The following is a 26,089-nucleotide window of genomic DNA, read 5'->3' on the forward strand; positions in this document are numbered from 1 at the left end:
CACCGAAGCCTCCGCGAACACAACATCGACATGAAAGTCGCCGCGGCGAGGCCCGATGGAGCGATGGCAAGTCGCGGGGACGCCGGGGGCGGGTCCTGGATGGTACCGATCGAGACAAGGGTTCTTCGTCTTGCTGGCAGGACGCTGGTCCTCGGCGGTTCGCAGGATGCATGGAGAGAAGCAGACGGAGTCATTGTTCCGCCCCAGGGGACGTCGATCGACACCTTTCGAGCCTTGCGCGCCAGGCGCCGCGGGCAGCTCAAAGTCGGGCTGTGGGGGCACGTTCGCGACTACGTCTCGAAGGGCAATGCAGTCGATCAGGCTCTTGAGCGCTTTCAGCTCAGGCGCGCAGACCAGGTATTCGCTTACACACCCGGCGGAACCAAATATGCCGTATCAGTGGGCATCCCTGCCGAACGAGTGACGACAGTAATGAACAGCGTCGATACTGATGCTCTCGAAGGGGCTGTAGCCTCACTCAGCGACGAGTCCGTGATTGATTTCGTTGGTACCAACGGACTGATTCCTGGTCATGTCGTCGCTTTTGTAGGGGGCCTGGATGAAAGCAAGCGAATCGACTTCCTTGCAGAAGCGCTCGACTTCCTCTATCGAATCGACCCAACCGTCAAGTTGTTGCTGGGGGGTCAGGGCTCATCCCGCAGCTTGCTCAGTGTGGCGGTTGCACGAGGACAGGTTCTCGAGCTCGGACATGTCGGCCCGGATCGAATGGCTTTAATCGGCCGGGTTGCCGCCGCCCTCCTGATGCCCGGCCGCATCGGTCTAGTCGCTGTGGATGCGATGGCCCTTGGTCTTCCCATCATCACGACCGACTGGCCATACCATGCTCCGGAGGCGGAATATTTGACACCAGGCCGCAATCGATTCGATGCCCCAGACGATCCTGAGCAATTCGCCCTGTTCGTGGCAAAATTCCTCGCGGAGCGCAGGTCGCCCACGGCCAACGTGTCGTATCCGACCCTGAATCAGATGGTTTCGAATTTCAGTGCTGGCGTCGTCCGGATGTTTCGCGAGTGATGGCACACGAAGGATTTGCAGCGAGAACATTCGTTGTATTCAATCCCGGCTCCCATCCGGCGCCGAAGTGGATTGCGGCCAGCCTTGCAGCGGAACACAAACTTACCCGGTACTGGACTTCCGGCCAGATTAGAAGCGACGAAGTCGGGACGCGCGCCTTTCGGTTGCTCCCTGTAAGGGTTCGCGCCGAGCTGAAGAATAGAACGCTCCCTCCGGCCTTGTTGGCGTCCTTCGTCGGACGAGCAGGAACCCTCCGGGACCTCGTTGCGACGGCTGTGAAAAGGAAAGGCTGGATCAACCTCGAGCGTCGGATTATGTATAGCCGGAATCGCGCGATCGCTCGGAGGGCAGTACGTCACTGGCGTCGGCACGATCGAACCTCTTGGTTCTTCTTCCCGACAAACACCCACAGCGGCATTTCTCGCCTCTGCGTCAAAAACAACATTCCCTTCCTCCTTTACACACCCCTTCCCTTCGCGCCTGTGGCCGAGGCCATGATGGACGCGGAGGCTAATTCGAATCCAGAATGGGCGCAATTTCTCCAATTCAGGAACGAGGACAAACTCGCGTCAGATCCGGATGCGCTCTTCGAGGCAAGCCACGCGTCTGGGGTCGTCGCCAATAGCGAGTTCACCGCACGTTCCTTCGATGGGATCGTCGACGCGGGGAACGTCCATAGCGTTCCGCTTTCAATCAACCTTCGTCGATTTGAGGAAAGCGGCTTAAGGCTGGCTGCGACCCGAACGACGAGGGGACTCGACGAGCCGTTGCGCATTATTTACGCCGGCCAAGTTACGCAGCGGAAGGGACTCAGCTACCTCTTCGAAGCGTTGCAGGATCTTCATGGCGTCGCGAAGATCGAACTCACCATCGTCGGGCCCGACCCACTCGGAATGGCTATTCCGTTACAGCAGCGTTTTCCTGATGTGGACGTGCGATTTGCCGGATCGCTGGCTCAGGAGAAGTTATGGAAGGAGATGGCTGCCAGCCACCTTTTCGTCTTCCCAACTCTTCTGGATGGTTTCGGAAACGTCTTGGCTGAAGCACTAGCGGTTGGTCTCCCCGTTCTGTCTACAGATCGATGCGGCATACTCGACCTCGGCGCTGTTCCACGGGCAGCGCTCCTCGCAGACGCTGGCGATTCCGAGGCTCTCCGAATTCACCTGCGGAATCTCTATCTCGACGAGGGTGCCAGGATCGTCTTGAGCGCTGGTACAAGTGACCTCGACTTCGGCGGTGGGGACTGGGCGACGTACGGCCATCGAGTTGCCGAGTTGTTGTCGAACTCAAAGACAGGAAGTTAGGGCAAGCGAGTTGACTCCTCAAAGCGAAGCCACGGCCTCCCCCTCGGTTCTCCCGAGCTTCTCCCTGGTCGCACCGTATCCAGAAGGCGCAATTGTCAAGCTTGCCGGCCATCTCAGCGAGAAGGGATTACTGGATCAAGTGGTCCTCCCGTCTAGAGTCTTCGCGCGCACCGTGGCGCGCATCCTTGACGTGGCGCCAGGCCAGAAGGACCGGGCGCGCCGACTCAGGAGGGGTCCGAGCGATCTACCCGAATTAAAGGAGATCGGCCCCTCACTCGAGTTGCGCCGACAGCTATTGCGAGTGCCGATCGCGAGGCGCCTGGCGGGAGTATCCATGGAGGCGAATAAACGGAAGTTCGATCTTGAGGCCTCCCGTCTGAGCCTCGATTCCGACGTAGTCATCGGAATGCCGGGCGCCTGCCTGCAGACGTTCACGTCGACCAACGCGCGGATGCGAGTTTTTCACGAGGTCGATGCTCACCCTGTTGCGCGAAATGCTGCTCTTAAGGCCGCTTACGGCAAGGCTGCAGCCGCAGAGATGGCTAGCGATCTGCAAATCGAGCGTATCGAATCCGAGCTCGAAGCGGCCGATCTGATCCTGACCCCTTCAGCCCTCGTCAGTCGTCAGATGTCGGCGAATGGAGTGCCTTCGGGCAAAGTCCTTGAAGTGCCCTACGGGGTTGACCTGACGGCATTTCGCCCGACCCGGACGGACGACCGACGAGCGAAGCGGCCTAGGCTCATTTACGTCGGTCAAATTAGCTATCGGAAGGGCGTGCCGTTCCTCCTAGACGCTGTCAAGACGCTTTCCATTGATCTAACGATGGTTGGTCCTGTCATCGCGAAAGAGCTTTTGGTCGGCATGCCAAGCAACGTCCAGCACGTAGCGACGATGTCGCAGGCGAGTTTGAATGTCGCCTTGAATGGGGCCGACGCTTTCGTAATTGCAAGCGTGGAGGATAATTTCGCGCTCGTCGTATTGGAAGCGTTGGCGGCCGGCCTTCCGGTTATATCGACGGACGGAGTCGGCGCGTCCGACCTACTGACTGGGGACCTCGGAGTAGTCGTACCGGCGGGAAGCGTCCAGCACTTGCGCTCCGCCATGTCCGAGGTTGACGTTCTGACCGCCGAAGCCCGGACGACTCGCTCCGCAGCCTTCCGAAGTCGAATTGGTTCAGACCCAGTCCTGAACTCCTGGGAGAGTTATTCGACAAGAGTCATCTCCGGAATCGTAGCCAAACAAGCTGGCCATCGTAAGGAGTAGCGAATTGATACAGCCCTCCTACCCGGCCGCGACCGCCCGCAAGAATGGACACCGCCGATGCAGCTCCTGACACTCCTTGGCGTGGCACTCGTACTTGGTATCGCGACGTGGCTCGTTCGGTCAAAACGGTCCCCCGTCGAGCTTTACGTGATCATTCTCGTGATCTCCGTTCACGCCGCTGTCGCCGCATTCATCTCTCTCAGTTCTGGCGTCGACATCACGAGTGGTTCAGCGACGACGATGAGTATCTCCCAGCAGTCGACGTCCGAAGTCGCGCTCCTCTTCCTCCGGATCGCCGGCCTCCTTCTCTGCTTCATGATTGCCTTCGTTCCGTTTACGTCCCGACGGACGCATGCGCTTGAGCAAAGCGGTCAAAGGCAATCGCTTCGTGACGTGGTAGCTGGCATCCTGAGCGAGCGAGTGATGACCGTCGCCACGGTATTGGCTGCGGTGTTGATTGTCGCGAACTTGATTTTCAACTTGGATTCGCTGGTACAGCGCGATACTTATCAGTTCATACAAAAGGGCGGCTTAGCTGCCTTCTTCAGCAACTTGACCCTGCCTTTGGGCGTCTGGACTGTCCTCGCCAGTGTCCTCGCGGCTCGGCGAAGCACTCGCTTTGTGAATGCGTCTCTCTTTGTGCTTCTTTTCCTGGTGGAGTTCTCGCGCTCGTCCCGCTCCCTCGCGCTGCTCGTTGTCTGCGCCGGCGTTGTGATGTTCCTCTTCCTTCGGCGTCCGCTAGCGTTTCGCCTCACTCTGCTAGCGGCGTCTGGGTTCGCAGCGATCGTTCTCCTGATCGTCGTCGTTCAACTCCGCGGCGGCCACGGCGGTGGCTACGGATTAGTTCCGTTTGCTCAGATCGTGCTCAGCGGCCAGCTGTCCTTCGCTCCGGACCGGTGGCTATCGGCGCGCAACAACCTGCTGGCGAGTCTGACAATCACGTATCTCTCCTCCTACATGGAGCTGCCCGCCACTTACCTGCTCACGAGCCTCAGCCCTCTTCCCGGGGAATGGACTGACTGGTACTCAATCTCGCCCTATCTGAGTATCGCGCGGGGGGTACCGTCCAACGCGATAGGCCAAATTGCGGCGCTTCCGCTGGTGAACCATGTGCTCGCACTCGGTTTCATCGCGGTTCTCGCAAGCGTTCCATCGGTTCTGAGAAGGGCACTCCCCGATCGACTCGCAACCCCGCTTCAATGGGCCTCCGTGGTTCTGGTGGCAATTTCCACGCTGCAGTTCCTCCAATACAGCCTGCGAGCTAGTTCCAGATTTCTTTGGGCGGCGGTTGGCCTCACCCTTGCGGTAGTCCTGGTTCAGAAGCTGGTCTCTCGACCGCGATCACACGCAATCATCTCGGGTTCACCACAAACCAGACCCGTTGTGGTGCCAGGTCAGCGGAGAGCATGAAGACTAATAGTTCGCGTATAGGCATCAGCGAATGATCCGTCGCCTCGTCTCTTCGATCAAGAATCTCCTTGCCTCACCCACTGGTCGCCGATTCGCCTTGTTCTCTGCCAGTAAGGCCGTGGCGGCGCTGCTTCAAATCGTTGCCTTCGGCGCGCTTGCACGTCTCCTCGGCGTGGCCGATTTTGGGCTCTTCTCGATCGCCTACAGCGTGACCGTGGTCGCTATGTCATTTTTCGAGTTTGGACTTGGAAATCGAGCTCTGCGCCTCCCCTCGGATTCTGAACCTCATCGAACCATCGGGACCATCTTGACCACCCGGACGGCAACGAACGCCTTGGTCATCGTCCTCTTCACTACGCTCTGGCCATTGTTCACTCAGATGTCAGTGGTCTCGTCCCTCTGCATCGTCATCTTCATTACCGGCGACCTGTTTGCCAATTTGCTGCAGTCGATCCTCATTGGCATCTGGAAGGAACGGCTGTCGGTTGTCCTGCTACTCGCCCGCCGCGTATTCAACGCAGCTGGACTGGCGCTACTTCTCCTTCTTGACGAGAAGACAGTCGAACCCATTGCCTATGGTGTTCTCGGCATCACCGGGCTGCTGGGCTACGTTCTAGGGGCGGGGCTCGTAGTTCGCTCGGCAGGTAGACCCCACAACCCGTTCCATTTCATTCGCACGAACCTGCACTTCATGACGACAAGTCTCGCTTCGAATATTCAGCAGGCCGACTCGCTCGTCGTTGGCTCTTTGGGCGGGCCCTATTTCGCGGGATTGTTCGGATCGGCTTCACGGCTAAGCGCGCCGCTCAACCTCGTGACTGGCTCCATCATGCAGTCGATCGTTCCGTCGCTGGCAGCTATCGACAGCTTGCCGCGACGTGCGGCGACTATGAAACGGGTGATGCGAGCCGCTACCGCACTCGGCGTCGTCATCGTCATCCTCGCAGTCACCGCTCCCGTAGTCGTTCTCGTCCTATACGGTCAAGCTTTTGCCGACGCATGGCCGATTGCTGCCGCCGTCATCGTTCTCGCAGGGATCAACGCGATCAACCAGCCGATCTTCGCCTGGTATTACGCGGGCACTATCCCCCGGATACTTCCGGTTGTTATCGCTAGCACGTCGCTGACAAATCTGTCAGTTCTTGCCCTTCTGGCCGGGACGGGCAATCCGTTCGCACTGTCGGCCGGAATGGTTTTAGTGGGGTTGGCAGGTCATATCTGGCTCCGGCTGAAGTTCACCGCAGACTTGCGCCGAGCTTCAGAAGACGGGCAATAGTCGCCTGCAATTACTTGAAAAGACACAATTCTGCAGGACCTGCTAGTACGCTCCTTCTCGGGCGAACACGGCTCGCACTGTCTTCCACAGAATGACCAGATCACCAGTGATGGACCAATTCTCGACATAGTAGAGGTCAAGCCGAACGGTGTCTTCCCAAGACAGATTTGACCGCCCGCTGACTTGCCATAACCCAGTCACACCGGGCTTCACGAGAAATCGCCGATGCACGTGCTGTTCGTATTGCTCCACCTCAGCCTGTAGAGGGGGTCTCGGCCCGACGAGGGACATGCTCCCGGCGAAGACGTTGAACAGCTGAGGAAGCTCGTCAAGACTGTATCGGCGTAAAAACCTGCCTACAGAGGTGATCCTCGGGTCGTCCTTCATCTTGAACATGACCCGATTGCCTTTGTCCCGTTCGGCAGCCTGTAGAGCAGCCAGACGAGCTTCTGCGTCCACGACCATGGAACGAAACTTGAGCATTCTGAAGTTCTCGCCGTGGTACCCGATCCGTTCCTGTCGGAACAGCACCGGCCCGGCGCTGTTCAGCCTCACTACCATCGCGAGGAGCCCTAGTACTGGGAGCAGTATAAGGATCCCTAGGCCCGAGGACATGACATCGAAGGCTCGCTTTGCGAACCTTTTGCCCCCGTCGTAACGGGGCGTCTCGACGTGAATCAGGGGCAGGCCGGCTACGGGTCGGGTATGGATTCTTGGGCCACCGATATCGACCAAACTAGGCGCCACCACCAGATGCTGCTTGCCCGGCTCCAATGACCAACTCAGTTCTCGAACACGCTGGGGCGGAAGAGAATCTGCGCTCGTGATGACGACCGTGTCCGCGCTGCTTGTCCTCAGCGCCGACAGCACTCCATCTAGATCTCCCAGTACGGGAACGTGCAGATCGCTCGCATCCACGTCGAGATGCCCATTCGGTAGGCAGACCCCGACGACCTGGTAGCCAGCCTGCGGACGGCTGTTGAGCTCACGAGCAATGTGAACGACCGACGCGATGGAACCGACGAGCACTACCCGGGACGTGAAAGTGCCCTGAGCGCGCTTTACGCCCAACCATTGTCGCCACATCCACCGGGAGAAGATCAGCACCAGCAGGCCAAGCGGGAAGGCAATCAAAATGTACCCGCGAGCAAAGTCGATCCGGAACAAGAAGGCGATGATCGCCACAGACCCGAAGAGGCGGATTGTAGCGTCCGCCAGTAGGCGGTACTCCTGCGTACCAGTGCCGATCACCCGGTAACCGCGGGTGCCATAGATCTGCAAGTAGACCATCCATGCGGCCAGGACAATGATCGAGATAGCCGTGTAGCTCACGGCTAGGTCGCCCACATTCTGGGAGAAGGCGACGTTGGTCGAGTCGAACCCGAACCAGGCAATCTGGACACCGAAAACTACCCACGCGAGCACCAGAAAGTCAGTGACAAGGAGCCTTCGAGCGTATATTTCGCGCCACCGAGCCTGCTCCACGCCAATTCGATGTTCGTCCCGAATCCTACGCATCATGCTCACAGTGTCTCCCCCGACATTCGCTGACCTAGAGAACGACGCTGTTCATCGAAACAATACCGGCAACGCAACTGACACCACTGCTCAGTCCCCACGTTCCCATGTGACTCCTGCATCTGCGGAATGCCGAAAACTGCCGCCTGACCAAACCCAGATGTTCGGGCCCGAAATAGCGATACCGACGGAACTACCGATGTCAGTGGCTTCGATCTGGCAAGACTCCGAAACGGCGCCGGTCGAAGCCGAGCCCGAAGGGAACTGGACATCGACGCCAACGCAACCTGAAGCCCTGACCCGAGCCTTCACAATCGTGCCCGAGTCCCTGTCGACGGAGAACGCACTCATTGGAATTCCGTCCACTTGAGCCCACGCACCTTCTGGCGAAGGCAATAAGAATAGACCCTCGTCGCACATGACATATGTCTGCGACAGTCTGGCCTGAATGGCACGAGGGTCAGAACATGGACCGGCGATTGTCTGTCCGCGAATGGAGATGTTCGTCGGGGAACTCGGGTCCACGTAAGTCCCTTCGACGACGCGCGCAGGGTAGGCCTGCCAGAATTCTCCGCCCGTGAAGGAAGTGAGCATGGTCAAATCACAGGCTGCCCCCACTCGAGCAACGACGTTGACGACGTCATCACTCGGAACTTCGACATCTAGAATTTCCGAGGGCGCAACCGGTCCGAAATTTACGCCAGCCCACGAGTCTCCGCCGTCAGAGGTCGATTCCATCCGCGCCGCAGCACCTCCGCAGGAACCAGCCTGAACCCGGAAGCCGCTCCCGCCGGGTCCATTCAAGAACATGACGGCAGGTTTGAGCTGGGTCGCAGGCGTTCCTGTCGGGGGAGCAGTCGTCTGAGACAGAGCGCCACGTGTCCATGTTGGGGCTGGACCCGGATCTTCTCCCCCGTTGGCCGTCACAGGACTGCGCAGGGCGTAGATCACCAGGAGCACCGCAATCAACGCGAGGGCGGCGAGCAACACCAGGCTAGTCAGACTCGCCCGACTTCTAGATCCTCCGGACCGGGCCACGTTATCTCTTCTTCGCGCCTTTTTTGCTTGTGTCGGAAGTGTCGCCGTACTCGTAGCCGTACCCATATCTGCCGTAGCCGTATGAATCCGGGCCGCGCGTGGGCAGCATCGTCAGGACCACGCCCGCTACCTTCGCGCCGACGTTCGAGATTGCCGACACCGCTCCTCGGACCTGGTTCTTGTGAGCGCGGCCGGCAGCGACCATCAAAAGAGCTCCGCCAGTGTTTACGGCCAGGATCGCGGCATCGGTGACGGGTAGTAGCGGCGGCGCGTCAAATAATACGGTGTCAAATGAGTTCTCAAGCGAGCGGATCAGTTGCTCCATAGCTTTGGAACCGAGCAACTCACTAGGGTTTGGCGGGATTTTTCCGGCGGGAAGCACGTAGAGATTCGTTTCGCCCCAGCGCTGAATGACGTCGTTGCCTTGAGCGCGCCCCACCAAGACGTCGGTAAGCCCGGCGCCTCCCTCAAGACCCAGGTACTCAGCAAGCTTTGGCTTGCGAAGGTCTGCGTCAACGATGATCACCTTTTGGCCCGAAAGCGCGATCGCTATGGCAAGGTTCGCAGCGGAGGTGCTTTTGCCCTCCCCCTGAACCGAGGACGTGATCACGAGGCTCCGGGTCGACTCGCCTGCGTTGACAAATTGGAGATTTGTCCGAAGGGTTCGGAACGACTCGGCTCGTGCGGACCGTGGGTCGTCCTTCACCACTAGCGGATTGTCTGGAGTCCTTTGATCAAAAGCGATCCCGCCGAGTATCGGGGCGTCGGTGATTGCCTCAATGTCGTGCTCATTACGAATTCGGGTGTCCAAGACTTCGCGAAGCACCGAAATGAGCACTCCAGCAGCGAGCCCCAAGAGCGCCCCGATCACCAGATTGACCGGGACGTTAGGCGTGAAGGGTGAGTTTGGAATCAGAGCCTGCTGAAGGATCGTGATCTTGACTGGCACGGTCCCCTCGGCGTTCGTAGGAACAAGATAGTTCACCGTGTTCTCGAAACTGGACGCCACAGCGTTCGCGATCTCGGCGGCCAGGGCCGGGTCGCGATTGGATGCAGTGATCTCAACGATCACGGTATCGATCGGGGAGGAGGCCGTCACCTGCTTCGCAAGCGATGTCACGTCGGTTTGAAGTCCGAGACTTGCAATGACCGGCTGAAGTACTGCCGGGGTTGTAACGACATCGGCGTACGACTTCACCTGGTTCTGCAAGAAGCTACCGCCCTGCGAAAGATCACTAATGGATCCGGACGCCTGGACCGAGACAAACACTTTGGACGTGGCTTGATACTCGGGCGTGCGCGTGATGGAGTAGCCGGCCGCCACCGCTAGCCCTACAAGAAGGCAAGCAAGAATGACGATCCATCCCCTGCGCAACACTCGTATGTAATCGCGTAGCTCCACGCAGTCTGACCTTCCCCACCATGACCCGTACAGTGACCGGGCTTAGATTCATGCTCTCACACGCATCCCTCGGTCGCATGACGGCAACGAACGTGCGACCCAGGTGTCATGAGAAAGTGACCTCCGGTTCACACAGTCGAAATAGAGAGGATGTTCCGTCATCTAATCTGGGTCACAAGGGGTCAAGCTTGAGGCGACCCATGTGACGTCCAGGTAACCCCCCATTCCTCCGGAATACTGCTGAAGCGAGGAGTCCGCATGCAGGCCGCGCCGCTTCGAATAGTCGAAGTCTGTAGTTCGGGGGCCAATTCAGGCACCTCGAGAGATTCATGAGAAGCCGGTCTTCTTCAGCTACCAACCCAAGCCGCCGAGCCTGGGCGGTCGGAGTTGCCATTCTCGGAGTTCTTGCCTGCGGGCTTGTTTCGCTTGCGCTTCAAGCACCTAGAGGCAGCGAGAGCGGCGCGGCGATTAGCACTACCCATGTGACGGGCCTCGGCGCTCCGGATCCGACGGTTATTTCGGTCGTGGGCGATGCTCTGACCACCGGCACTGATCAGAACGGACCAGGGAAGCGACGGCTTTGGGAATACCTTCTTCGCGGGCAACTTACCACCGAGACTCGCCCCTTGGTGCTGGACGTCTCGGCCGACCCCAGTGGGCGCTATGTCGGCACCGATGGGGGCGTGACTTTCGAATTGCTCGCGGGAGAGGTCGACCCATCGTCCGCACTCGTCATCTTCTTTGGAGGCCGCGATGATGGCGCAGACTCTGATCAAGTGCGCGAAGCCGCAACGCGGGCATTTTCAGCCGCGTCCGCAGTGGCACCCGACGCTGAAATCCTCGTCATTGGAGCTGCATGGCTTGGGGAAGACATCCCTGAACACGTTGCAGTCACGAATCAAGCGCTTCGCGCTGCGAGCGACTCTGTGGGCGCCGAGTTCGTCGATCCCATTTCCGAAGGCTGGTTCAACGATGGAACCGCTGGAGTTGTCGGGACCGACGGGGTCCATCCGAACAATCAGGGGCACGAGTACCTAGCCACAAAGATCTCGCCTTATGTGTTGCACCATCTGGGCACCTAGGTTTCGAATTCCACAGCTACGCAATCGGGCAGATGAGCGCAGCAGGCCTGTCGGCAGCTTCGCCAGTGCTCGCAACATTGGTCAATTGAGTGCCACACCGATGAGATTGGGCGACTGATATTGACAGGTGCGCTCGGACTCGGGTGATTCTCGTGGCCGGCGTAGAGGACGACTGCCTCGCACACGACCGTGCTGATGATGTGGCCTTCGCTCTGAGCTTTCCCCTGCGCTGCTTTGCAGATCTCCGAAGGATCACGGGAGCCGGGTATCAAGGTCTTGGGCTTGTTCGGCACGTCAGAAGTCGGTCCAGCCTTTTACGATTAATCTTCACTTTAGGCTAGTGGTGTCGGTGCTGCACCGGTAGAATTTGCCCATGACAGCCACTGCAATTACGGGCTTGATCGGGGTTTCCGGTCAGCTCGAATGTCCGGCTCGTCTTATTGCCGCGGCACGAGGCGAGGATCTTGAGGAGTGCGTTCTGCGGGCGCTCGGCGACGGTATCGACGAGGTGTTCGCATGAGCCGCACCAATGCCGGCCGTGAGCCCGTCTCGTTGCTGCGACGCTGCCAGCAGTGCGGCATCCGAGTGCCCATTCACGAGATGGTCTATGACGCCCGCGCCTGCTCGGAGGACTGCGCCGACGAACTCTGGATAAAGGACACGTTCGTCGACGAGGAGTGATGCCCGCTAGCCCGTCGGCGGGAGGGAGCGGCCGATCTGCTGACCGGACCGGTCGAGCAGGAGGCGAGTGCCGTCGGTGAGCTGCACCCGCATCTGCTGGAGCGACCAGATGACGTTCACGTGCTCGACAGCGGATCCCTGAGACTCCCGCGCCGCAGCCCAGTAGGCGTCTTCGTCCACCAATGCACCCCCGAGTGTTTAGTGAAGGATACATGCAGACGCATCAATCACCCAGCCGCTTGTCGAATTGGTGACGAGTTCGGAGAGGAGGAGTAGCGCCGGCGCGCATTCTCAGGTCTGGACGAGACCACCCGGGCTGCAGACGGTGGCGAGCGCCATCGCCGCGGTCTGGAACGCTGCGACGTCGCGCAGGAAGGCGTTCTGGTCGAGCTGCTCCTTGTAGACGGCCGCCACGAAGAGGTCGCCGTTCACCGCGTCGGCGGCCTGCCCCAGGGCGAGGGCCGGCGGATGCACGTCGGAGTTGGTCACGAGCAGCACGGCGTCGTTCAACTTGTCGGCGACGAGCTCGAAGCTGGCGGCCGCCGCGACCGGGTCGTTCTCGAGGTCGGACATGAAGCTCGTCAGGTCGGTCGCGAACGCCGTCATCGCTGGGCTCAGGATGTCGCACGATTCGTCGATCGTCTGCTCGACGAAGGCGGGCGGCGTCGGGTGGGAGGGGCTGGGGCCGGATGAGTGGTGCGGCTTGGGCGCGGAGCCGTGCGACGGGAAGAAGACCGCGGGCGAGCATCCGCTCAGCGCGGTCGCGATGATGGCCGCCCCTGCGGCGAGCGCGACGAGTCGTCGTTGATTCTTCATGTGTAGAAACCCCCTGAGTGAAACGTAGCGGGTCGCGAGGTGAGACGCGGGGTGGGTCTTTCGCTCGAGTCATTGGCCGGGTCTGGCGAGCGTCCGCGCAGCGGATGCGGGAGATGACTCGAGTGGAAGACCCACCCCGCGTCGATTCCGGCAGCCCGACGCCCACCTCGCGGTAGCCCACAGAGCTGTCGTCACCGCGGTCGACGGGCTGCCTACTCGCGCTCGGCTTCAGCGCCTTCGTCGAGCGCGGACTGGAGGAGGCGAACCGCCTTTGGGCCGACTCCGTGGAGGGTCGACAGGTAGTCGAGACCTGCGTTTTGGACGTCACGCAAGTCTGCGATCCCTGCCTCCGCCAAGGCCCTCGTGGCTGGTGCCCCGATGTTGGGCAGGGGTCGATGGGCATCCATGATCAGCAGGGTACGACTGTCAGGAGCTCAGCGACCGGTCGGCGTGCTCCAGCGCGGTCCGGATGAAAGCGTCACGGACGGGGTCGTTGATGGACCGCCTGGTCACGAGACCGACTCGGCTCGGAGCGAATCCAGCGGCGGGCACGATGACGACGTCGGGTCTGCGATAGGCCGCCGTCGTCGAGCGCGGCAGGATCACGAATCCGCGGCCGCTCGCGACGAGTTCGAGCTTCTCTTCCACTGTCGCGGCGTGCGCCACCCGGGCAGCCTCCCGCCGCATCTTCGCCGTCGCCGCGGAATGCCACTCGGGGGCGACCGCCACGTCTTGCAGGAGGAGGACGTCACGCAGGTCTTCGGGCGTGATCTGCGTGCATGCTGCGAGGTCGTGCCCGAGGGGCAGAACCACGTCTCGGCCCTCGTGCAGTAGCGGCACGACCTCGAGGTCGTCATCCGGTTCCGGGTCGCGGGCGTAGGCGATGTCGGCGGTGCCGTTCCGGACGACCTCGAGCTGGTCTTCCCAGCCGACCCGGCGCACGACGATCCGGCAGGACGGGTGCGCCGACTCGAAGGCTGTCGCGGCCGCTGTGGCGAGCAGCCCCGGCATGACGGCGACGGTGAGGCTCCGGACCGGTGCCGCGAGGGCCGACAACCGTAGCTGCAGTGCAGTGGCCGCAGCCAGGATCGACTTTCCGCTCTCGAGCAGCTGCTCGCCCGCTTCGGTCAGAGTCGTGCCCCGGGAGTCGCGGTCGAACAGGCGCGCGCCGAGTTCGCTCTCGAGCACCCGGATCTGTCGGGACAGCACCGGCTGGGCGATGTGCAGTTCGTCTGCGGCTCGCCCGAAGTTGAGCGATTCGGCCAGCGCGACGAAGTAGCGGAGCTTCCGCAGATCCAGGTCACCCGTCACGACCGCCATACCCCCAGAGTATCCGGCGGCACCTCGGCCCCACCGGCCAGAGACAGCAGCGGGAAGACGACCCGATACCCGACAGGTATGGCGTGCGGCGGAATAGGTCTTGGACGCCGCGCCCATGCCGGCGCGAGCCTTGACCCATGACACTCAACGAATCATCCCGAGTCGTGATCCTCGGCGGCACCAGTGGTATCGGTCTCGCCACCGCCCAGCGCGCAGCTGCAGCCGGCGCCACGGTCATCGTCGCCTCCCGCAACCCCGAGTCGGTGCAGCGCGCCCTCGAGCAGCTTCCCTCAGAGAGCATCGGCCGGGCCGTCGACGCCTCCTCGGCAAACGCCGTCGCGGCGTTTTTCGACGAGATCGGCGAGTTCGACCACTTCGTGTACACCGCAGCGGAGAACCTCGTCGGACTGACCCTGCCGGAGATCACCGCGGAGAAGGCCGCGGAGTTCTTCGGCCTCCGCCTCTTCCATGCACTCGACGCGGTGCGCCTCGCCGTCCCGCATCTTCGCAGTGGTGGCTCGATCACACTCACCAGCGGCACGGCCGCCTTCAAAGGAGGCACCGGATGGGCGCTCGGCACCGCCGTGTGCGGCGCGATGAACTCGCTCGCCCGCTCCCTCGCCGCCGAGCTCGCCCCGCTGCGTGTCAACACGGTCGCTCCCGGGGTGTTGCGTTCGCCGCTCTGGAGCGCGATGAGCGAGGCGGATCGCCACGCCATGTACGAAGCCACGGGCGCTTCGCTCCCCCTCGGCCGGGTCGCCGAACCGGATGACGCCGCGAAGGCGTTCGTCGCGCTCATGGATCAGGACTACGTCACCGGAACAGTGGCTGTCGTCGACGGGGGCACCTTGGTCGCGTAGCGCGCCCGTAGCCGCACTCTGGTGTGGGCCAGAGGCTGGTTGCGGCGGGGCTGCGCCGCTACAGTGACCGCATGGGGGCAGGGACGCGGTTTTGGCGCAACAGGGCCATCGACTTCAGCGCGGGCGTTCTCACGGGGCTGATCGTCATGGTGATCGACTGGATCCTCGACGGCTCGTTCGTGAGCGCGCCGTTCGCAGGACTCCTGGTGCTCGTCGTCATGATGTTCACTCAGCCCGCCGTTCGGCACTTCTCCGAGCGCCGCTGGACCGACCCCGCAGAGGGGCGCCGGCCGGTCACCGTGGAAGCTACGCGCTCGGCATCCGAATCCCGGTCGGCTCGCACGCCACGTTGATCGCGTGGAGGTCGCCGTTCTTCACCGCGGACGGCGCTGACGGGTCGGGCGCGTCTGTGGCGAACTGGGTCATGGCCTGATTCAGGGGCTGCCACGTCGCATCCGTCATCGCGGCGAGGCCCGCGGCTTCGACGGCGGGTGCCAGGGCTGCCGGGTCGGCGGGGACGCCGACCGAGCCATCCAGGATCCCGTCGCGGATGTCGCGGCACGCAGAGGTCGCCGCGTCGAGGGCAGCCGCCACGCTCGCCGGGTCGGCGGCGCCGTCGGGGGCGCTGGGCGGGTTCGTCGCTTGCAGCGCGGGAGCCGTCGCGGACGGTGTGGGCGTGGCCGGCGACGGGGACGAAGCCGCGCTCGTCTCCGACGGCGCTGCTTGGGGTGTGCACGCAGACAGCAGGGCCGAGCTGAATATGACTGCAGCGATGGCAATGCTCGGAAGCGCGAGTCGTTGATTTCTCATGAGATCCCCCTGCGGCTGTAGTCCAAGGATGCCCTGTTGTGCGGCTGTCGCCTTGCCGGGGTGACGAGCCGGGCGCGGTTGGTCATTGGCCGGGCGTTTCGACCGCGTCGGGGTCATAGGGCAGGAAGCCCTCGACGACCTGCAGGCCCGGACCGAGTTCGGCCGGCAGGTCGCGCACCAGAATGTGCCCCTCGGCGATCCACTGCCGGCCGACCTCCGCATCCGGCCACCGGATCTCGCGGACGGGATCGAGCACGCTCTGCCAGGTGCGATTCCAGGTGCGCACGCGCAGGCGGAGTGCGTCGGAGACCGGCAGCGGGCCGAGGATGTCCCGCGGACCCCACCCGGGCCAGAGCCGCACGACGTTCATGGGGTCGCGGCCCCGTTCATCCGGAGTGCTCACGAGCTGCGCCGCCGGAGGATTCGCCGCACGAGCTGGCGGCCGTAGAACAGCAGCGCCAGGGCTGCGACCACGATCGGGATCGCGATGGGCCATGCCGTCGTGTAGCCGAGCACCAGCGCGAGGGCTTCGAAGCCGATGAGCGATGCGGCGCCGATGTAGGTGGCTGCGGCGAGGCCGTTGAGCCTCCACCAGAGCATCGTGAGGGCAGACCGCATCCGCGGAAGGGGCTGGGCGCGGGGTGCGTCAGACGTGATGTGCCAGGAAGGTCGCAGCCTTCAGGGTCAGGCGGGAATCCGCTTTGCGGAGCGTGCGGATGTCGGTGACCACGTCGCTCGGGCCTGCATTCTTCGTTCGGAGTACTTCGTGGGCCCAGGCGAGAGCGGGCTCGGATGGTTGGCCGGCCGCGGGAAGGGCGCCGCCGAAGAGGGCCTGCAGCCTCACTCGCGGATCCTCCTTGTCGCCGAAGATCTTCGCTGCCCAGATGCTCTGCATGTGTCGTCCTCCACCATCACATTACGTACGTCGCTCGACTGAGCGCATCCACCTCGAGGCGGAGAAATCGCGCCGCCGACATTTGAGACGATTGAGGGGTGCATCAGAAGGATGAACTCACGATCGAACATGTCGCCTGGTCGGACCCGCGCGCGGTCGCGCTTCGCGATGACATGGATGCCGAGATGGAGGCGCGCTACGGCTCGCACGACTCGATGGACCCGGAGCGGCCGGAGCGGTTCAGCCGCGCGTTCGCCGTTGACGAGTCGACCATCCGGGACACGGTCCTGATCCTCGACGACGACGCGCCGGTTGCCCACGCCTGCCTGCGGATGCTGCAGACGGACGACGGCGTCGAGTGGGAGATCAAGCGGGTCATCGTGGACGGCGCTCGACGCGGACGCGGGTTGGGTCGCGCGCTGCTGAACGAGGTGATCGAGGTCGCTCGGCGGGGCGGGGCGCGCCGGGTCATCCTGCAGGTCGGCACCCGGCAGCCCGAGGCGATCGGCCTCTACACCCGCCTCGGCTTCACGCCGATCCCGGTCTACCCGCCTTACGCCGAGGTCTTGCCGCACTCGTTCGGCTTCGAGCTCGTCCTCGACTGAGAGTGGGTCAGGCGGCGAGCCCGAGCCAGAACCGCTGCGGCACCCGCCTCGCAGCGCGGGTGTCATCGAGCGCGCTGGTCATCGGAGGCTCTCCGTGCGGGGGTGCGGGTCGGCCGCGTGCATCCGTTCGTCGGTTCCTTTGATGACCCAGTAGACGACGGCGAGTGAGAGGATGCCGACGAGCGGCGCCAGAACGGCCCCGAACGCGGTCGAGATGGGAGCGTGCCCGACGGAGAACACCGACACGTCCCAGAGGCCGTGCAGCAGCATCGCCCAGATCAGCGAGCCGGTGACGCGGCGCACGATGTAGAACGCGGTCCCTGACGCGAACGCCAGGGCTGCCTGCAGGAGCGAACTCGCCAGCGGGGCGCCGAGCGCAGCGTTGACGAGGTGCATCACCCCGAACAGAGCGCTCGAGACGAACCAGACCCAGCCTTCACCGAGCCGGGACCGTAACGCGGTCAGCAGCAGGCCCCGGGCCATCAGCTCCTCGTTGAACCCGACGAGCACTCCGAGCGCCACCAGCGCGAGTACGAACGACGCATCGAACTGCGACCAGTCCGTGTTGATGAGGTTCAGCACCGCGGCGACGAGCATGATGATCGGCACGAACACGGGCCACTTGTGCTGCGACCGTCGCTGCTCGAACAGGGCGGGCCGCCACCATCCGAGCACCGTCGCGACGATCACGAGACCGACGGCGCCGACGGCGAGATCCAGCACCGCCCCGCGCCACGTCGATTCGGCGGACGTGCCGACCTCGGGGAAGGGCACACCGCTCAGGATCGAGACGACGAAGATGGCCAGCACGTAGCCGGCCCAGATCGCCAAGCCGATCCAGATCCGAGGAGTGACACGCATGGATGAACCTTTCCGTGGCGGGAACAGGGTCGACCTGGTTGAGGAGTCCCTGCCCGCGCTCGTTGCTGTTCGGCACCGGCCGGTCAGGCAGGTGCATCTCGATCTCAGCCGCAAGCATCGCCCATCGATGATCGGTTTGCCCACCTGGGTGGCTTGGCCGCGCGGCGGCCGATGCACGAGCGCGCGTGCGCGACTGCGTGAGCGGGTGAGCGCGTGAGCGTGTGAGCCCTACAGTGAAGCCATGATCGTGAATCCGCCGGGCGCCCCTCGCGGCATCCTGCTCTTCGGCCCTGGTGCCGGGGGCGATCCCGCCCGGTACGACGGCTTGATCACCGCCGCTGCCGCTGCCGGCTTCATCGTCTCGGCGCCGCTCCACGAGCGGTTCGACGGCAGAACGGTGACGGATGAGCAGATGCGCGAGCGCGCCGTCGGGCTGGCGGAGGCGCTTCGCGAGGTGGATCGGCTCGACGCGGATCGCCACGGCACGGATCACCACGACAGGGATCGCCACCGCGTGGATCGTCAGGGCCTGCCCGTCGTCGCGGCAGGTCACTCCGTCGGAGGATGGGCCGCCCTCTGCCTCGCCGGCGCCCGACCGTGGAGCCGCGCCGGTCAGCCGATCCCCGTGCCCGTCGAGCCGCGCATCACCAAGGTCGTCGCGCTCGCGCCGACCGTCGGCTGGTTCGCCGCACCGAATGCGCTCGACGAACTCCGCGTGCCGGTCGTCGTGCTGACCGGAGCCGCCGACGCCGTCACGCCGCCGGCGACCGCCGAGCTCCTCCGCGCGGCGCCCGCTGAGGTGAGCGTGCACACCTATCCGGGCGTCGGGCACCTCGATTTCCTCACCACGCTCCCCCCGTCCGTCACCCCCACCCCCGGCCTCGACCACGGCGCCTTCGTCGAGGAGCTGGCTGCCGACTTCGTCGCGGCCCTGACCGTCCAATAGGGTGTGGGCATGCTTCATGGCCGTGACTGATCGGTAGACGCGACACTTCTGCGTCGCGCTTCTCCCGATCCCTCTCACCTGCGTGCCGTCGGCGCGCCCTTTCGCCTGGAGTCATTCACCCATGCAGTCGGCACGTTATCTCGACGTGCTCACTCTGCCGCGCGTCCCTGCCACCTTCGGCACCGCGCTCATCGGCCGGAGCGCCTACGCGCTGGTCTTCCTCCCCCTTCTCTACGCCGTCACGGATGCGACGGGCTCGGTCGCGCTGGCCGGTCTCGCCGTCGGCCTCTACGGAGCAGGGGCGAGCTTCCTCGCACCCGTCCGCGCCTGGTTCATCGACCGGTTCGGCGCCCGCCGCGCGCTCTCGGTGCTCGTCATCGTCTTCGGTGCAGTACTGACCGCGATCGCGGTTGCGTCGCTCCTGCGCGCTGAGGGGACCGTCCTCATCGTGCTCGCGGCCGTCGCCGGCGCCTTCGCGCCACCGCTCGGCCCGACCATGCGCGTCGCCTGGGGGAAGCTCGCGCCCACGGACGAGCTCGTGCGCAAGAGCCTCAGCCTGGACGCCGTCGTCGAAGAACTCCTCTACCTCGCGGGGCCGGCCGTCGCCGGCATCGCCCTGGCCTTCATCGAACCGGGAGCAGCCCTGCTCGTGCCCGCCGGCCTCGTGCTCGTGGGTGGCCTGCTTTTCGTGTCGACCCGCGCGGTCGGCGAGATGAGACCCCGCCACGCGGCCGCGACCGACTCGGCTCGAGGCCGGCCGTTGCTCCTGGATCCTCGGTTCGTCAGCATCCTTCTGCCCACACTGGTCGCCGGGGCGATCTCGGGGAGCATCAGCATCAGCGTGCCGGTCGTGCTGGGCGAGCACGGCGGGCCGGCCACTGCCGGGATCGCCCTGGGTCTGTTCGCCGGCGGGAGTGCGCTCGGAGGGCTCCTCTTCGGAGCGCTGCGCGTCCCGGGCTCCCCACTTCGTCAGCTCGTCGCGCTCGCCGCCGCGCTCGTCGTCGTCAGCTCTCTCGTCGCCGTCGTCACCGGAGCCGTCGCGGTGTGCATCGTGCTGGCCGCGGCCGGGCTGTTCTTCTCCCCCGTCATGATCGTCGCCTACCTCGCCGCCCACCATGCGGGAGGCGAGCACCGTCAGAACTCGGCGACGACCTGGGTCAACACCAGCCACAACGTCGGGGCGTCGGCCGGGAGCGCCGTCGCCGGTGTGCTGATCCAGGCCACCTCGGTGCCGGCCGCGTCGGCGTGGCTCGCCGCCGTGGCCGTCATCCTCCTCGTCGCGAGTGCCGTGGTGGGAAGGCGAGGTAGAGTTCGCGGCATGAGCGCATCTCGCCCCACGGTCGTCTTCGTCTGCCAGAAGAATGGTGGCAAGTCGCAGATGGCTGCCGCACTCATGCGTGAGCTCGCCGGCGGTACGGTCGATGTCGTCTCTGCCGGGACGAAGCCGGGCACGAGCCTGAATGCGCAGTCGGTTCAGTCGCTCGACGAGCTGGGCATCGACGTGGGCGACGAGCACCCCAAAGCTCTGACGGCAGACATGGTGGAGTCGGCCGACATCGTCGTCGTGCTGGGCGCAGAAGCCCAGGTGGATCGGATTCCTGGTGTGCGCTTCGAGACGTGGATCACGGACGAACCGTCGGAACGGGGCATCGAGGGAATGGAGCGGATGCGGCTGGTCCGGGACGACATCCGTTCCCGCGTGGTGGAGCTTCGCGACCGGCTCTGACGGCACCGAGGCCGAGCCCCTTTTCGAAGCGTCGAGAACGCCGGCGATGAGGCTCTGGGCCCGACCCGCCGCGGCCCATCTGGACGCGGTCAGACGCTCGCGATTGGGCGACCGATCTGGATGAGCTGCCGATCGGGCAGGGCGCAGCAGCTCGCGCCGATCGCGGTTCCGGTTGAGTCGAACAGGCCCGCTCCCCCGCACACGCCGGTGTCGGGCAGCTGCAACTCGACCCGCGCCGCGGCCTCGTGGTCGCCCGCGAGCTCGGCCACCACAGAACGCACCTGCTCGTACCCGGTCATCGCCAGGAAGGTCGGTGCACGGCCGTAGGACTTCGCGCCCACGAGGTAGAAGTCGGGTTCGGGCTGCGCGAGATCCCGGGCTCCGGTTGCGGCGACCGAACCGCAGGAATGCAGGTTCGGGTCGACCTCGGCCGCGATCCGCACCGGGGCCTGCAGCGTCGCATCCAGCTCGAGGCGCAGCTCGGACAGGAACGAGAGATCGGGCCGGAACCCGGTCAGCACGGCGACGTGATCCGCGGGCGCGAGGGTGCGTCCGTCCTCGCTGGTGAGCACGATGCGCTCGCCATCCCGATCGATCTTCTCGACCCGGAATCCGGTGACCAGGTCGATCAGGCCGGCGTCGACGAACTCCTCGGCCCTCATCCCGAGCTGGCCGCGCGCCGGCAGCTCGTCGGCCGCTCCGCCTCCGAAGGTGTTTCCGACCGCGCCCCGTCGCAGCACCCAGGTGACCTTCGTCGACGGGTCGCGTCGGGCGATCCGGCCGAGGGCGATCACCGCAGTCACCGCCGAATGGCCGGACCCGACGACGACACTGTGCGAGCCCTCGTACTTCGTGCGAGCCCGGTAGTCCGGGATGCGGTAGTCCAGCAGATCTGCGACCGCACGTTCTCCGAGAGCGGGCAGGCCGTCGGCGCCGGCCGGGTTCGGGGTCGACCAGGTGCCGGACGCGTCGATGACCGCCCGCGCATCCACACGGTGCTCGGTGCCGTCGGCGGATGCGACGTGGACGGTGAAGGGCTGCTCGGCCCGGCCGGCGTCCACCAGGCGGTCTCGGCCTCTGCGGGAGACACCCACGACGCGAGACTCGTACCGGATGCGGTCGCCGAGGGCTGCGGCGAGGGGCGCGAGGTACCCGCTGATCCACTGGGCTCCGGTCGGGTAGCCCGTCGTCGGGGCACCCCAGCCCGTGGGCTCGAGCATCCGGGCCGCTGCGGCGTCGACGAGCTCGCTCCATTCGGAGAACAGACGGACGTGCCCCCATTCGCTGACCGCGGCGGCCGCGCTCGCGCCGGCCTCGAGCACCAGCACGGCCTGATCGCGCTCGACCAGGTGAGCGGCGGCGGCGAGACCCTGGGGGCCCGCTCCGATCACGACGACGGGCAGCTCAATGTTCGGCACGGGTACTCCTGATCGATCGATGGTCTTCGATGTACCGAGAGTGATCGATGTATCGACAGAAGTCAATACGTCGTGAGATGATCGGCGCATGACCATCGCTCTTCCGCTCCTGAACGCCGAAGCCGGCGCGTGCTGCAGCCCCGTGACCGACGGCGTGCTGAGCGCCGAGGAGGCCGAGCAGCTCGCCCGCACATTCAAGGCGCTGGGCGACCCGACGCGCATCCGCCTGCTGTCGCTGATCGCGGCGAGCGAGGGCGGCGAGGCCTGTATCTGCGACCTCACCGAGCCCGTGGGACTCTCTCAGCCGACCGTCTCGCACCACATGAAGCAGCTGGTCGACGCCGGCCTGGCGGAGCGAGAGCAGCGTGGCCGCTGGGCGTACTTCCGTGTCGTCGACGCCGCACTCGACCGCGCCGCTCAGGCACTCCGGCCGTGACCTCGGACGTCCGCATCCGGCCGATGAGGGCGAACGACTGGGCCGCGGTCGAGGCCATCTATCGCGCCGGGATCGCGACCGGCAACGCGACATTCGAGGCGGAGCCGCCGAGCTGGGGGCAGTTCGATGCGGGCAAGCTCGACGTCGGGCGGCTCGTCGCCGTGGACGATCGTGACGTCATCTCCGGGTGGGTGGCCGCTTCGCCCGTGTCGACCCGGGAGGTCTACCGGGGCGTGGTCGAACATTCCGTCTATGTCGACCCCGCTGCAGCCGGGCGGGGCGTCGGTCGCCGGCTGGTCGAAGCGTTCCTGAGTGCCGTGCAAGACGCCGGGGTCTGGACCATCCAGTCGAGCATCTTCCCGGAGAACGCTGCGAGCCTCGCCCTGCACGACCGGGCCGGATTCCGCCGCGTCGGCACGCGGGAACGCATCGCGCTCATGACCTACGGCCCGTGGGCCGGCCGGTGGCGCGACACCGTGCTCATCGAGTACCGACGGGCGGACTAGACCGCGGAGTTCGGCCGGCCGACGAGGGCCCTGTGATCACCGAAGCGACGTCAGCCCGCTGGGGTCACTTCACCGCGCCAAGGTCTTTGAGCGCGCGGGCGGTCGCCTGCAGCGCTTCGGTGTTGGATCGCGGCTCCCACCCGAGAATGGATCGAGCCTTGTTGCTGGACACACGGCGGACCTTGCCCAGCTCGCCCACCATTCCCGCCATCCCGGGGTCGGTCTTGGCGGCTTCTGTCACCACCTCGTCGGGCAAGATGGGCAATTTCACGGGTTCGTGGCCGACGGCGGCGCGCAGCACCGCCGCGACCTCCTGGAAGGAAAGTGGTTCGCCCGTCGACGCCAGGAACCGCTCCCCCGCTGCCGCCGGATTCGTCATCGCACGCAGGTGCAGGTCTGCGGCGTCTCGGACGTCGACCACGGTCGTCGCGAGTCGCGGAACGGCCGGCATGGCGGTGATCATCTGGTGAGCCAATCCGACGGATGCCGATAGATCGACTGTCAGGGGTGGACCGAAGATGCCGACGGGATTGACGACCGCGAGCTCGAGCTCGCTGCCCTCGGCATCCATGAAGTCCCACGCCGCTCGTTCCGCGATGGCCTTTGAGCGAATGTAGGCGCTGAGCGGCGCCTCCACGTTGGTCCAGGTGCGCTCGTCGAATTCTTCGTCGGTCGGTGGGTGCCCGTAGCCGACTGCAGCGAACGACGAGGTCATCACCACTCGCTCAACGCCCGCGTCACGGGATGCGCGCAGCACCCGCAACGCGCCCTCGCGGGCCGGGCGGATCACGTCGTCATCACTGTCGGGCATTGCCGGCGGAAACGGGGACGCCACGTGCACGACGTAGCGGGTGCCCGCGACGGCGTCGGACCAGCCTGCGTCGTCCGACAGATCGGCACGCAGGAGAGTGAGGTGCATATCGCCATGCACACCGGCGCGAGAAAGGGCGCCGCGGAGCTCACCTTCACGTTCAAGGTCGCGGACGGTGGTCCGGACGTCGTATCCGGACGTGAGCAGCTGGGCGATCACGTGAGTGCCGAGGAAGCCGGTACCGCCGGTGACGAGCACCTGGTAGTTGGTCATTGCACTATCCATTCTTCGACTGAGCGCGGGTGTGGGGTGAACGGAATGCTGCCGCTCACGACAGCGCGGCGGCGGCGTTCCAGATGCTTACTCGAAGGTGAGCACGATCTTGTCGCGCGTCTCCCCCGATTCGAGGAGCCTGTGCGCTTCGGCAGCGTCGCGGATCGGCAGGCTACGGCGTTCTTTCAGGCGCAGCTCCCCACTGGCGAGCAAGGGCATCGCGATCGCCAGGGCATCCGGTGCCCGGTCGGGGCTCGGCACGGACATGAGTGCACCAGATGATGCGACTTCCGGGCCTCCGGTGAGTGTCACGACCCTGCTGGGGTCGCCGGCCGCCGCAACCGCCTCGACCAGCCCCCCGTGCCCCGCGGCATCGATGACCGCGTCGATGGATGTGACGATCCGGTCGAAGACCCGATCTCCGTGGGCGACGAACTCGCCCCCGAGTTCTGCCACGAGACCCGCGTCTCGGTCACTCGCCACTCCGATGACGCGGATGCCTTGCGAACGCGCGACTTGGACGATCACGGACCCGACCGACCCTGCCGCGCCGAGTACCACCAACGTCTGCCCTGACTTCACGCCGCTTTGGCGCAAGGCTCCCACTGCGGCCTCGGCAGCTGCCGGGAGAGCGGCCGCCGCTTCCCAGGTCACGGCTGCGGGCTTTGTATACCACGAGTTAGCGGTGACGAGCTCGCCGTATCCCCCCTGCGCGAGGAGTAGCGCGGCAACCTCGTCACCCACCTGGGCATCAGCCCCCTCCCCGACTTCCTCGATGACACCAGCTGCCTCGAACCCCAGCACGTCGCCGGGGCGCTGCGGGAACACCGCCGCGAGGTGGCCGGCCCGGATGTGGAGGTCGGTCGGCCCGACGCCGGCGGCCCTGACGCGGATGAGGACCTCCCCCTCCCGCGGCACCGGGGCCTGCACCGCACGCCACTGCAGCACCTCAGGGCCGCCGAACTCAGTGATCACGATTGCGTTGGACATCGTCCTTCTTTCTCTCTCAGTCGTGCTCTCAACTCGGCCGTCAGGCAATCAACCGTCGACAGAGCCGCTGGAGCGCTCGCACCAGTTCGTCGTCCGGCAATCGATCCAGCGTTCGCATGACGGGTTTCAGGTCGTGCATGACCGCTAGGCCGGCCAGCTGATCGACGCTGGGGTGAGGACCGAACAGCGCTTTCGCAGCTCTGCGCGTGAACGCCTCCAGACGCTCGGCCACCCCCGGTACCGAACGCACCGAGGGGTCGGCGAAGTCGATCGGCGCAACGGTGCGGTACGCCCTGACGACCTCTTCCGTGAATCCCGCGATGACCAGATCTCGACGCGCCTCAACCGAGGCCTCCGACTCGGCAGCAGCCAGCAACGCGTCGAGACGACTCGTCCGCTCGTCCAGAAGAGCATCGAGGATCGCGGCCTTCGTTGGGAAGTAGTAGTACACGTTCGCCTTGCGCACCCCCATTGCGTCGGCGATGTCCTGCAGCGACGTGGCGGCGAAACCTCGCTCCGCGAAAAGCGCCCGCGCGGCATCCAGCACTGCTTGCCGTGTTCGTGCCGCCTGTTCAGCTCGCGTCATGGACTCCATAATACATTTCATTAGCCGATTGGCCAACGAAAGACGACGCGCACCCTTGTCAGCTGAGTACCGCGACGCAGACGGCGATCGCGGCGGCGGGCGGGCGGGCGGGCGGGCGGGTGAGGATGTCCATCCGAATGCGCTTCGGTCGCCGGCTGGTCGACGCGTTCTTGGGTGGCGTGCAGGACGCCGGGGTCTGGATCGTCCAATCGAGCATCTT

Annotated in this window: 31 protein-coding genes and 1 pseudogene; 16 read left to right on the forward strand and 16 right to left on the reverse strand. The window is 64.6% G+C overall.

Features of this window, described 5'->3' with window-relative positions:
* Positions 1–99 precede the first annotated feature (99 nt).
* The 5 genes from HSO01S_RS18145 (at position 100) to HSO01S_RS03670 (ending at position 6,289) form a co-directional block, all read left to right on the forward strand.
* Positions 100–1,035: a glycosyltransferase gene (locus tag HSO01S_RS18145; protein ID WP_169799922.1), complete on the forward strand. Its 936-nt coding sequence runs from the start codon at positions 100–102 to the stop codon at positions 1,033–1,035.
* Positions 1,035–2,339 carry a glycosyltransferase family 4 protein gene (locus tag HSO01S_RS18150; RefSeq protein ID WP_157078882.1) on the forward strand — a complete coding sequence of 435 codons (1,305 nt, stop codon included), beginning with the start codon at positions 1,035–1,037 and terminating at the stop codon, positions 2,337–2,339. Before HSO01S_RS18145 ends, HSO01S_RS18150 begins: the two co-directional genes overlap by 1 nt.
* Before the next feature lie 334 nt (positions 2,340–2,673).
* Positions 2,674–3,603: a glycosyltransferase family 4 protein gene (locus HSO01S_RS18155; RefSeq protein ID WP_157078883.1), complete on the forward strand. Its 930-nt coding sequence runs from the start codon at positions 2,674–2,676 to the stop codon at positions 3,601–3,603.
* Between the two features lie 57 nt (positions 3,604–3,660).
* The gene (locus tag HSO01S_RS03665) at positions 3,661–5,013 is read left to right on the forward strand and encodes a hypothetical protein (RefSeq protein WP_066039234.1); all 1,353 of its coding nucleotides are present in this window, start codon (positions 3,661–3,663) and stop codon (positions 5,011–5,013) included.
* A gap of 31 nt (positions 5,014–5,044) precedes the next feature.
* Positions 5,045–6,289 carry a lipopolysaccharide biosynthesis protein gene (locus HSO01S_RS03670; RefSeq protein ID WP_084361271.1) on the forward strand — a complete coding sequence of 415 codons (1,245 nt, stop codon included), beginning with the start codon at positions 5,045–5,047 and terminating at the stop codon, positions 6,287–6,289.
* Positions 6,290–6,331: 42 nt separating this feature from the next.
* On the opposite strand, the gene HSO01S_RS03675 is transcribed toward HSO01S_RS03670, so the two are convergent.
* Together HSO01S_RS03675 and HSO01S_RS03680 are read right to left on the reverse strand one after the other, a co-directional pair.
* On the reverse strand, positions 6,332–7,810 hold the full coding sequence (locus HSO01S_RS03675) for a sugar transferase (protein WP_066039236.1): 1,479 nt from the start codon (positions 7,808–7,810) through the stop codon (positions 6,332–6,334).
* A 1,036-nt stretch (positions 7,811–8,846) separates the two neighbouring features.
* Positions 8,847–10,247 carry a tyrosine-protein kinase domain-containing protein gene (locus tag HSO01S_RS03680; protein ID WP_066039237.1) on the reverse strand — a complete coding sequence of 467 codons (1,401 nt, stop codon included), beginning with the start codon at positions 10,245–10,247 and terminating at the stop codon, positions 8,847–8,849.
* Positions 10,248–10,576: 329 nt separating this feature from the next.
* On the opposite strand from HSO01S_RS03680, the gene HSO01S_RS18160 reads away from it, so the two are divergent.
* The 3 genes from HSO01S_RS18160 to HSO01S_RS18600 all read left to right on the forward strand — a co-directional run bounded on the left by HSO01S_RS18160 (position 10,577) and on the right by HSO01S_RS18600 (position 12,010).
* Positions 10,577–11,329, forward strand: coding sequence for an SGNH/GDSL hydrolase family protein (locus HSO01S_RS18160; RefSeq protein ID WP_084361272.1), 753 nt, complete (start codon positions 10,577–10,579; stop codon positions 11,327–11,329).
* Between the two features lie 373 nt (positions 11,330–11,702).
* Positions 11,703–11,849 carry a hypothetical protein gene (locus HSO01S_RS18595; RefSeq protein WP_157078884.1) on the forward strand — a complete coding sequence of 49 codons (147 nt, stop codon included), beginning with the start codon at positions 11,703–11,705 and terminating at the stop codon, positions 11,847–11,849.
* Entirely contained in the window at positions 11,846–12,010 is a 165-nt protein-coding gene (locus HSO01S_RS18600; RefSeq protein WP_157078885.1) for a hypothetical protein, read from the forward strand. Before HSO01S_RS18595 ends, HSO01S_RS18600 begins: the two co-directional genes overlap by 4 nt.
* Positions 12,011–12,016: 6 nt before the next feature.
* On the opposite strand, the gene HSO01S_RS18605 is transcribed toward HSO01S_RS18600, so the two are convergent.
* The 4 genes from HSO01S_RS18605 to HSO01S_RS03690 form a co-directional block, all read right to left on the reverse strand.
* Positions 12,017–12,190, reverse strand: coding sequence for a hypothetical protein (locus tag HSO01S_RS18605; protein ID WP_157078886.1), 174 nt, complete (start codon positions 12,188–12,190; stop codon positions 12,017–12,019).
* A 111-nt stretch (positions 12,191–12,301) separates the two neighbouring features.
* Positions 12,302–12,826, reverse strand: a complete 525-nt coding sequence (locus tag HSO01S_RS03685; protein WP_066039238.1) for a hypothetical protein — start codon at positions 12,824–12,826, stop codon at positions 12,302–12,304.
* Positions 12,827–13,038: 212 nt separating this feature from the next.
* The gene (locus HSO01S_RS19700) at positions 13,039–13,233 is read right to left on the reverse strand and encodes a helix-hairpin-helix domain-containing protein (RefSeq protein ID WP_084361273.1); all 195 of its coding nucleotides are present in this window, start codon (positions 13,231–13,233) and stop codon (positions 13,039–13,041) included.
* Between the two features lie 19 nt (positions 13,234–13,252).
* A complete protein-coding gene (locus HSO01S_RS03690; protein ID WP_066039239.1) occupies positions 13,253–14,146 on the reverse strand; it encodes a LysR family transcriptional regulator in 894 nt (297 codons plus the stop codon).
* A 137-nt stretch (positions 14,147–14,283) separates the two neighbouring features.
* Between HSO01S_RS03690 and HSO01S_RS03695 the strand changes: the two genes are divergently transcribed.
* Both HSO01S_RS03695 and HSO01S_RS03700 read left to right on the forward strand, forming a co-directional pair.
* Positions 14,284–15,006, forward strand: coding sequence for an SDR family oxidoreductase (locus tag HSO01S_RS03695; RefSeq protein WP_066039240.1), 723 nt, complete (start codon positions 14,284–14,286; stop codon positions 15,004–15,006).
* Between the two features lie 71 nt (positions 15,007–15,077).
* Positions 15,078–15,359, forward strand: coding sequence for a hypothetical protein (locus tag HSO01S_RS03700; protein ID WP_157078887.1), 282 nt, complete (start codon positions 15,078–15,080; stop codon positions 15,357–15,359).
* Here HSO01S_RS03700 and HSO01S_RS18610 read toward each other — a convergent pair.
* From HSO01S_RS18610 to HSO01S_RS03720, 4 genes are all read right to left on the reverse strand, one after another.
* A complete protein-coding gene (locus tag HSO01S_RS18610; RefSeq protein ID WP_157078888.1) occupies positions 15,313–15,816 on the reverse strand; it encodes a hypothetical protein in 504 nt (167 codons plus the stop codon). The genes HSO01S_RS03700 and HSO01S_RS18610 overlap by 47 nt on opposite strands.
* Before the next feature lie 82 nt (positions 15,817–15,898).
* Positions 15,899–16,219 (reverse strand): immunity protein CdiI family protein, encoded by a 321-nt coding sequence (locus tag HSO01S_RS03710; protein ID WP_157078889.1) that lies wholly within the window; start codon positions 16,217–16,219, stop codon positions 15,899–15,901.
* Positions 16,216–16,434 carry a hypothetical protein gene (locus HSO01S_RS03715; protein ID WP_157078890.1) on the reverse strand — a complete coding sequence of 73 codons (219 nt, stop codon included), beginning with the start codon at positions 16,432–16,434 and terminating at the stop codon, positions 16,216–16,218. The genes HSO01S_RS03710 and HSO01S_RS03715 overlap by 4 nt, the downstream gene beginning before the upstream one ends.
* Before the next feature lie 28 nt (positions 16,435–16,462).
* Positions 16,463–16,711, reverse strand: coding sequence for a hypothetical protein (locus tag HSO01S_RS03720; RefSeq protein WP_066039245.1), 249 nt, complete (start codon positions 16,709–16,711; stop codon positions 16,463–16,465).
* A 98-nt stretch (positions 16,712–16,809) separates the two neighbouring features.
* Between HSO01S_RS03720 and HSO01S_RS03725 the strand changes: the two genes are divergently transcribed.
* Positions 16,810–17,316: a GNAT family N-acetyltransferase gene (locus HSO01S_RS03725; RefSeq protein WP_066039246.1), complete on the forward strand. Its 507-nt coding sequence runs from the start codon at positions 16,810–16,812 to the stop codon at positions 17,314–17,316.
* A gap of 78 nt (positions 17,317–17,394) precedes the next feature.
* Here HSO01S_RS03725 and HSO01S_RS03730 read toward each other — a convergent pair whose 3' ends face one another.
* Positions 17,395–18,177 carry a CPBP family intramembrane glutamic endopeptidase gene (locus HSO01S_RS03730; protein WP_245635879.1) on the reverse strand — a complete coding sequence of 261 codons (783 nt, stop codon included), beginning with the start codon at positions 18,175–18,177 and terminating at the stop codon, positions 17,395–17,397.
* Positions 18,178–18,418: 241 nt separating this feature from the next.
* Here HSO01S_RS03730 and HSO01S_RS03735 point away from each other — a divergent pair, with 241 nt between their 5' ends.
* From HSO01S_RS03735 to HSO01S_RS19405, 3 genes and pseudogenes are all read left to right on the forward strand, one after another.
* Positions 18,419–19,123: an alpha/beta hydrolase family protein gene (locus HSO01S_RS03735; protein WP_066039247.1), complete on the forward strand. Its 705-nt coding sequence runs from the start codon at positions 18,419–18,421 to the stop codon at positions 19,121–19,123.
* Between the two features lie 121 nt (positions 19,124–19,244).
* Positions 19,245–20,303: pseudogene (locus HSO01S_RS19400) on the forward strand (MFS transporter); the annotation flags it as partial.
* A 138-nt stretch (positions 20,304–20,441) separates the two neighbouring features.
* Complete coding sequence (locus HSO01S_RS19405; protein ID WP_245635900.1) at positions 20,442–20,849, forward strand: arsenate-mycothiol transferase ArsC; 408 nt, start codon at positions 20,442–20,444, stop codon at positions 20,847–20,849.
* Positions 20,850–20,938: 89 nt separating this feature from the next.
* On the opposite strand, the gene HSO01S_RS03745 is transcribed toward HSO01S_RS19405, so the two are convergent.
* On the reverse strand, positions 20,939–22,258 hold the full coding sequence (locus HSO01S_RS03745; protein ID WP_066039597.1) for an NAD(P)-binding domain-containing protein: 1,320 nt from the start codon (positions 22,256–22,258) through the stop codon (positions 20,939–20,941).
* A gap of 97 nt (positions 22,259–22,355) precedes the next feature.
* On the opposite strand from HSO01S_RS03745, the gene HSO01S_RS03750 reads away from it, so the two are divergent.
* Together HSO01S_RS03750 and HSO01S_RS03755 are read left to right on the forward strand one after the other, a co-directional pair.
* Entirely contained in the window at positions 22,356–22,703 is a 348-nt protein-coding gene (locus tag HSO01S_RS03750; protein ID WP_174522965.1) for an ArsR/SmtB family transcription factor, read from the forward strand.
* Between the two features lie 23 nt (positions 22,704–22,726).
* Positions 22,727–23,209: a GNAT family N-acetyltransferase gene (locus HSO01S_RS03755; RefSeq protein WP_066039599.1), complete on the forward strand. Its 483-nt coding sequence runs from the start codon at positions 22,727–22,729 to the stop codon at positions 23,207–23,209.
* 64 nt (positions 23,210–23,273) lie between these two features.
* On the opposite strand, the gene HSO01S_RS03760 is transcribed toward HSO01S_RS03755, so the two are convergent.
* The 4 genes from HSO01S_RS03760 to HSO01S_RS18615 form a co-directional block, all read right to left on the reverse strand.
* The gene (locus HSO01S_RS03760; protein ID WP_066039249.1) at positions 23,274–24,293 is read right to left on the reverse strand and encodes an NAD-dependent epimerase/dehydratase family protein; all 1,020 of its coding nucleotides are present in this window, start codon (positions 24,291–24,293) and stop codon (positions 23,274–23,276) included.
* An 87-nt stretch (positions 24,294–24,380) separates the two neighbouring features.
* The gene (locus tag HSO01S_RS03765) at positions 24,381–25,283 is read right to left on the reverse strand and encodes an NADP-dependent oxidoreductase (protein WP_066039250.1); all 903 of its coding nucleotides are present in this window, start codon (positions 25,281–25,283) and stop codon (positions 24,381–24,383) included.
* Positions 25,284–25,323: 40 nt separating this feature from the next.
* Positions 25,324–25,869, reverse strand: a complete 546-nt coding sequence (locus HSO01S_RS03770; protein WP_169799924.1) for a TetR/AcrR family transcriptional regulator — start codon at positions 25,867–25,869, stop codon at positions 25,324–25,326.
* Between the two features lie 58 nt (positions 25,870–25,927).
* Positions 25,928–26,086 carry a hypothetical protein gene (locus HSO01S_RS18615; RefSeq protein WP_157078891.1) on the reverse strand — a complete coding sequence of 53 codons (159 nt, stop codon included), beginning with the start codon at positions 26,084–26,086 and terminating at the stop codon, positions 25,928–25,930.
* Between the last annotated feature and the right edge of the window lie 3 nt (positions 26,087–26,089).

It is taken from the genome of Herbiconiux solani NBRC 106740 (genome assembly GCF_001571005.1).
GTDB classification, from domain to species: Bacteria; Actinomycetota; Actinomycetes; order Actinomycetales; family Microbacteriaceae; genus Herbiconiux; species Herbiconiux solani.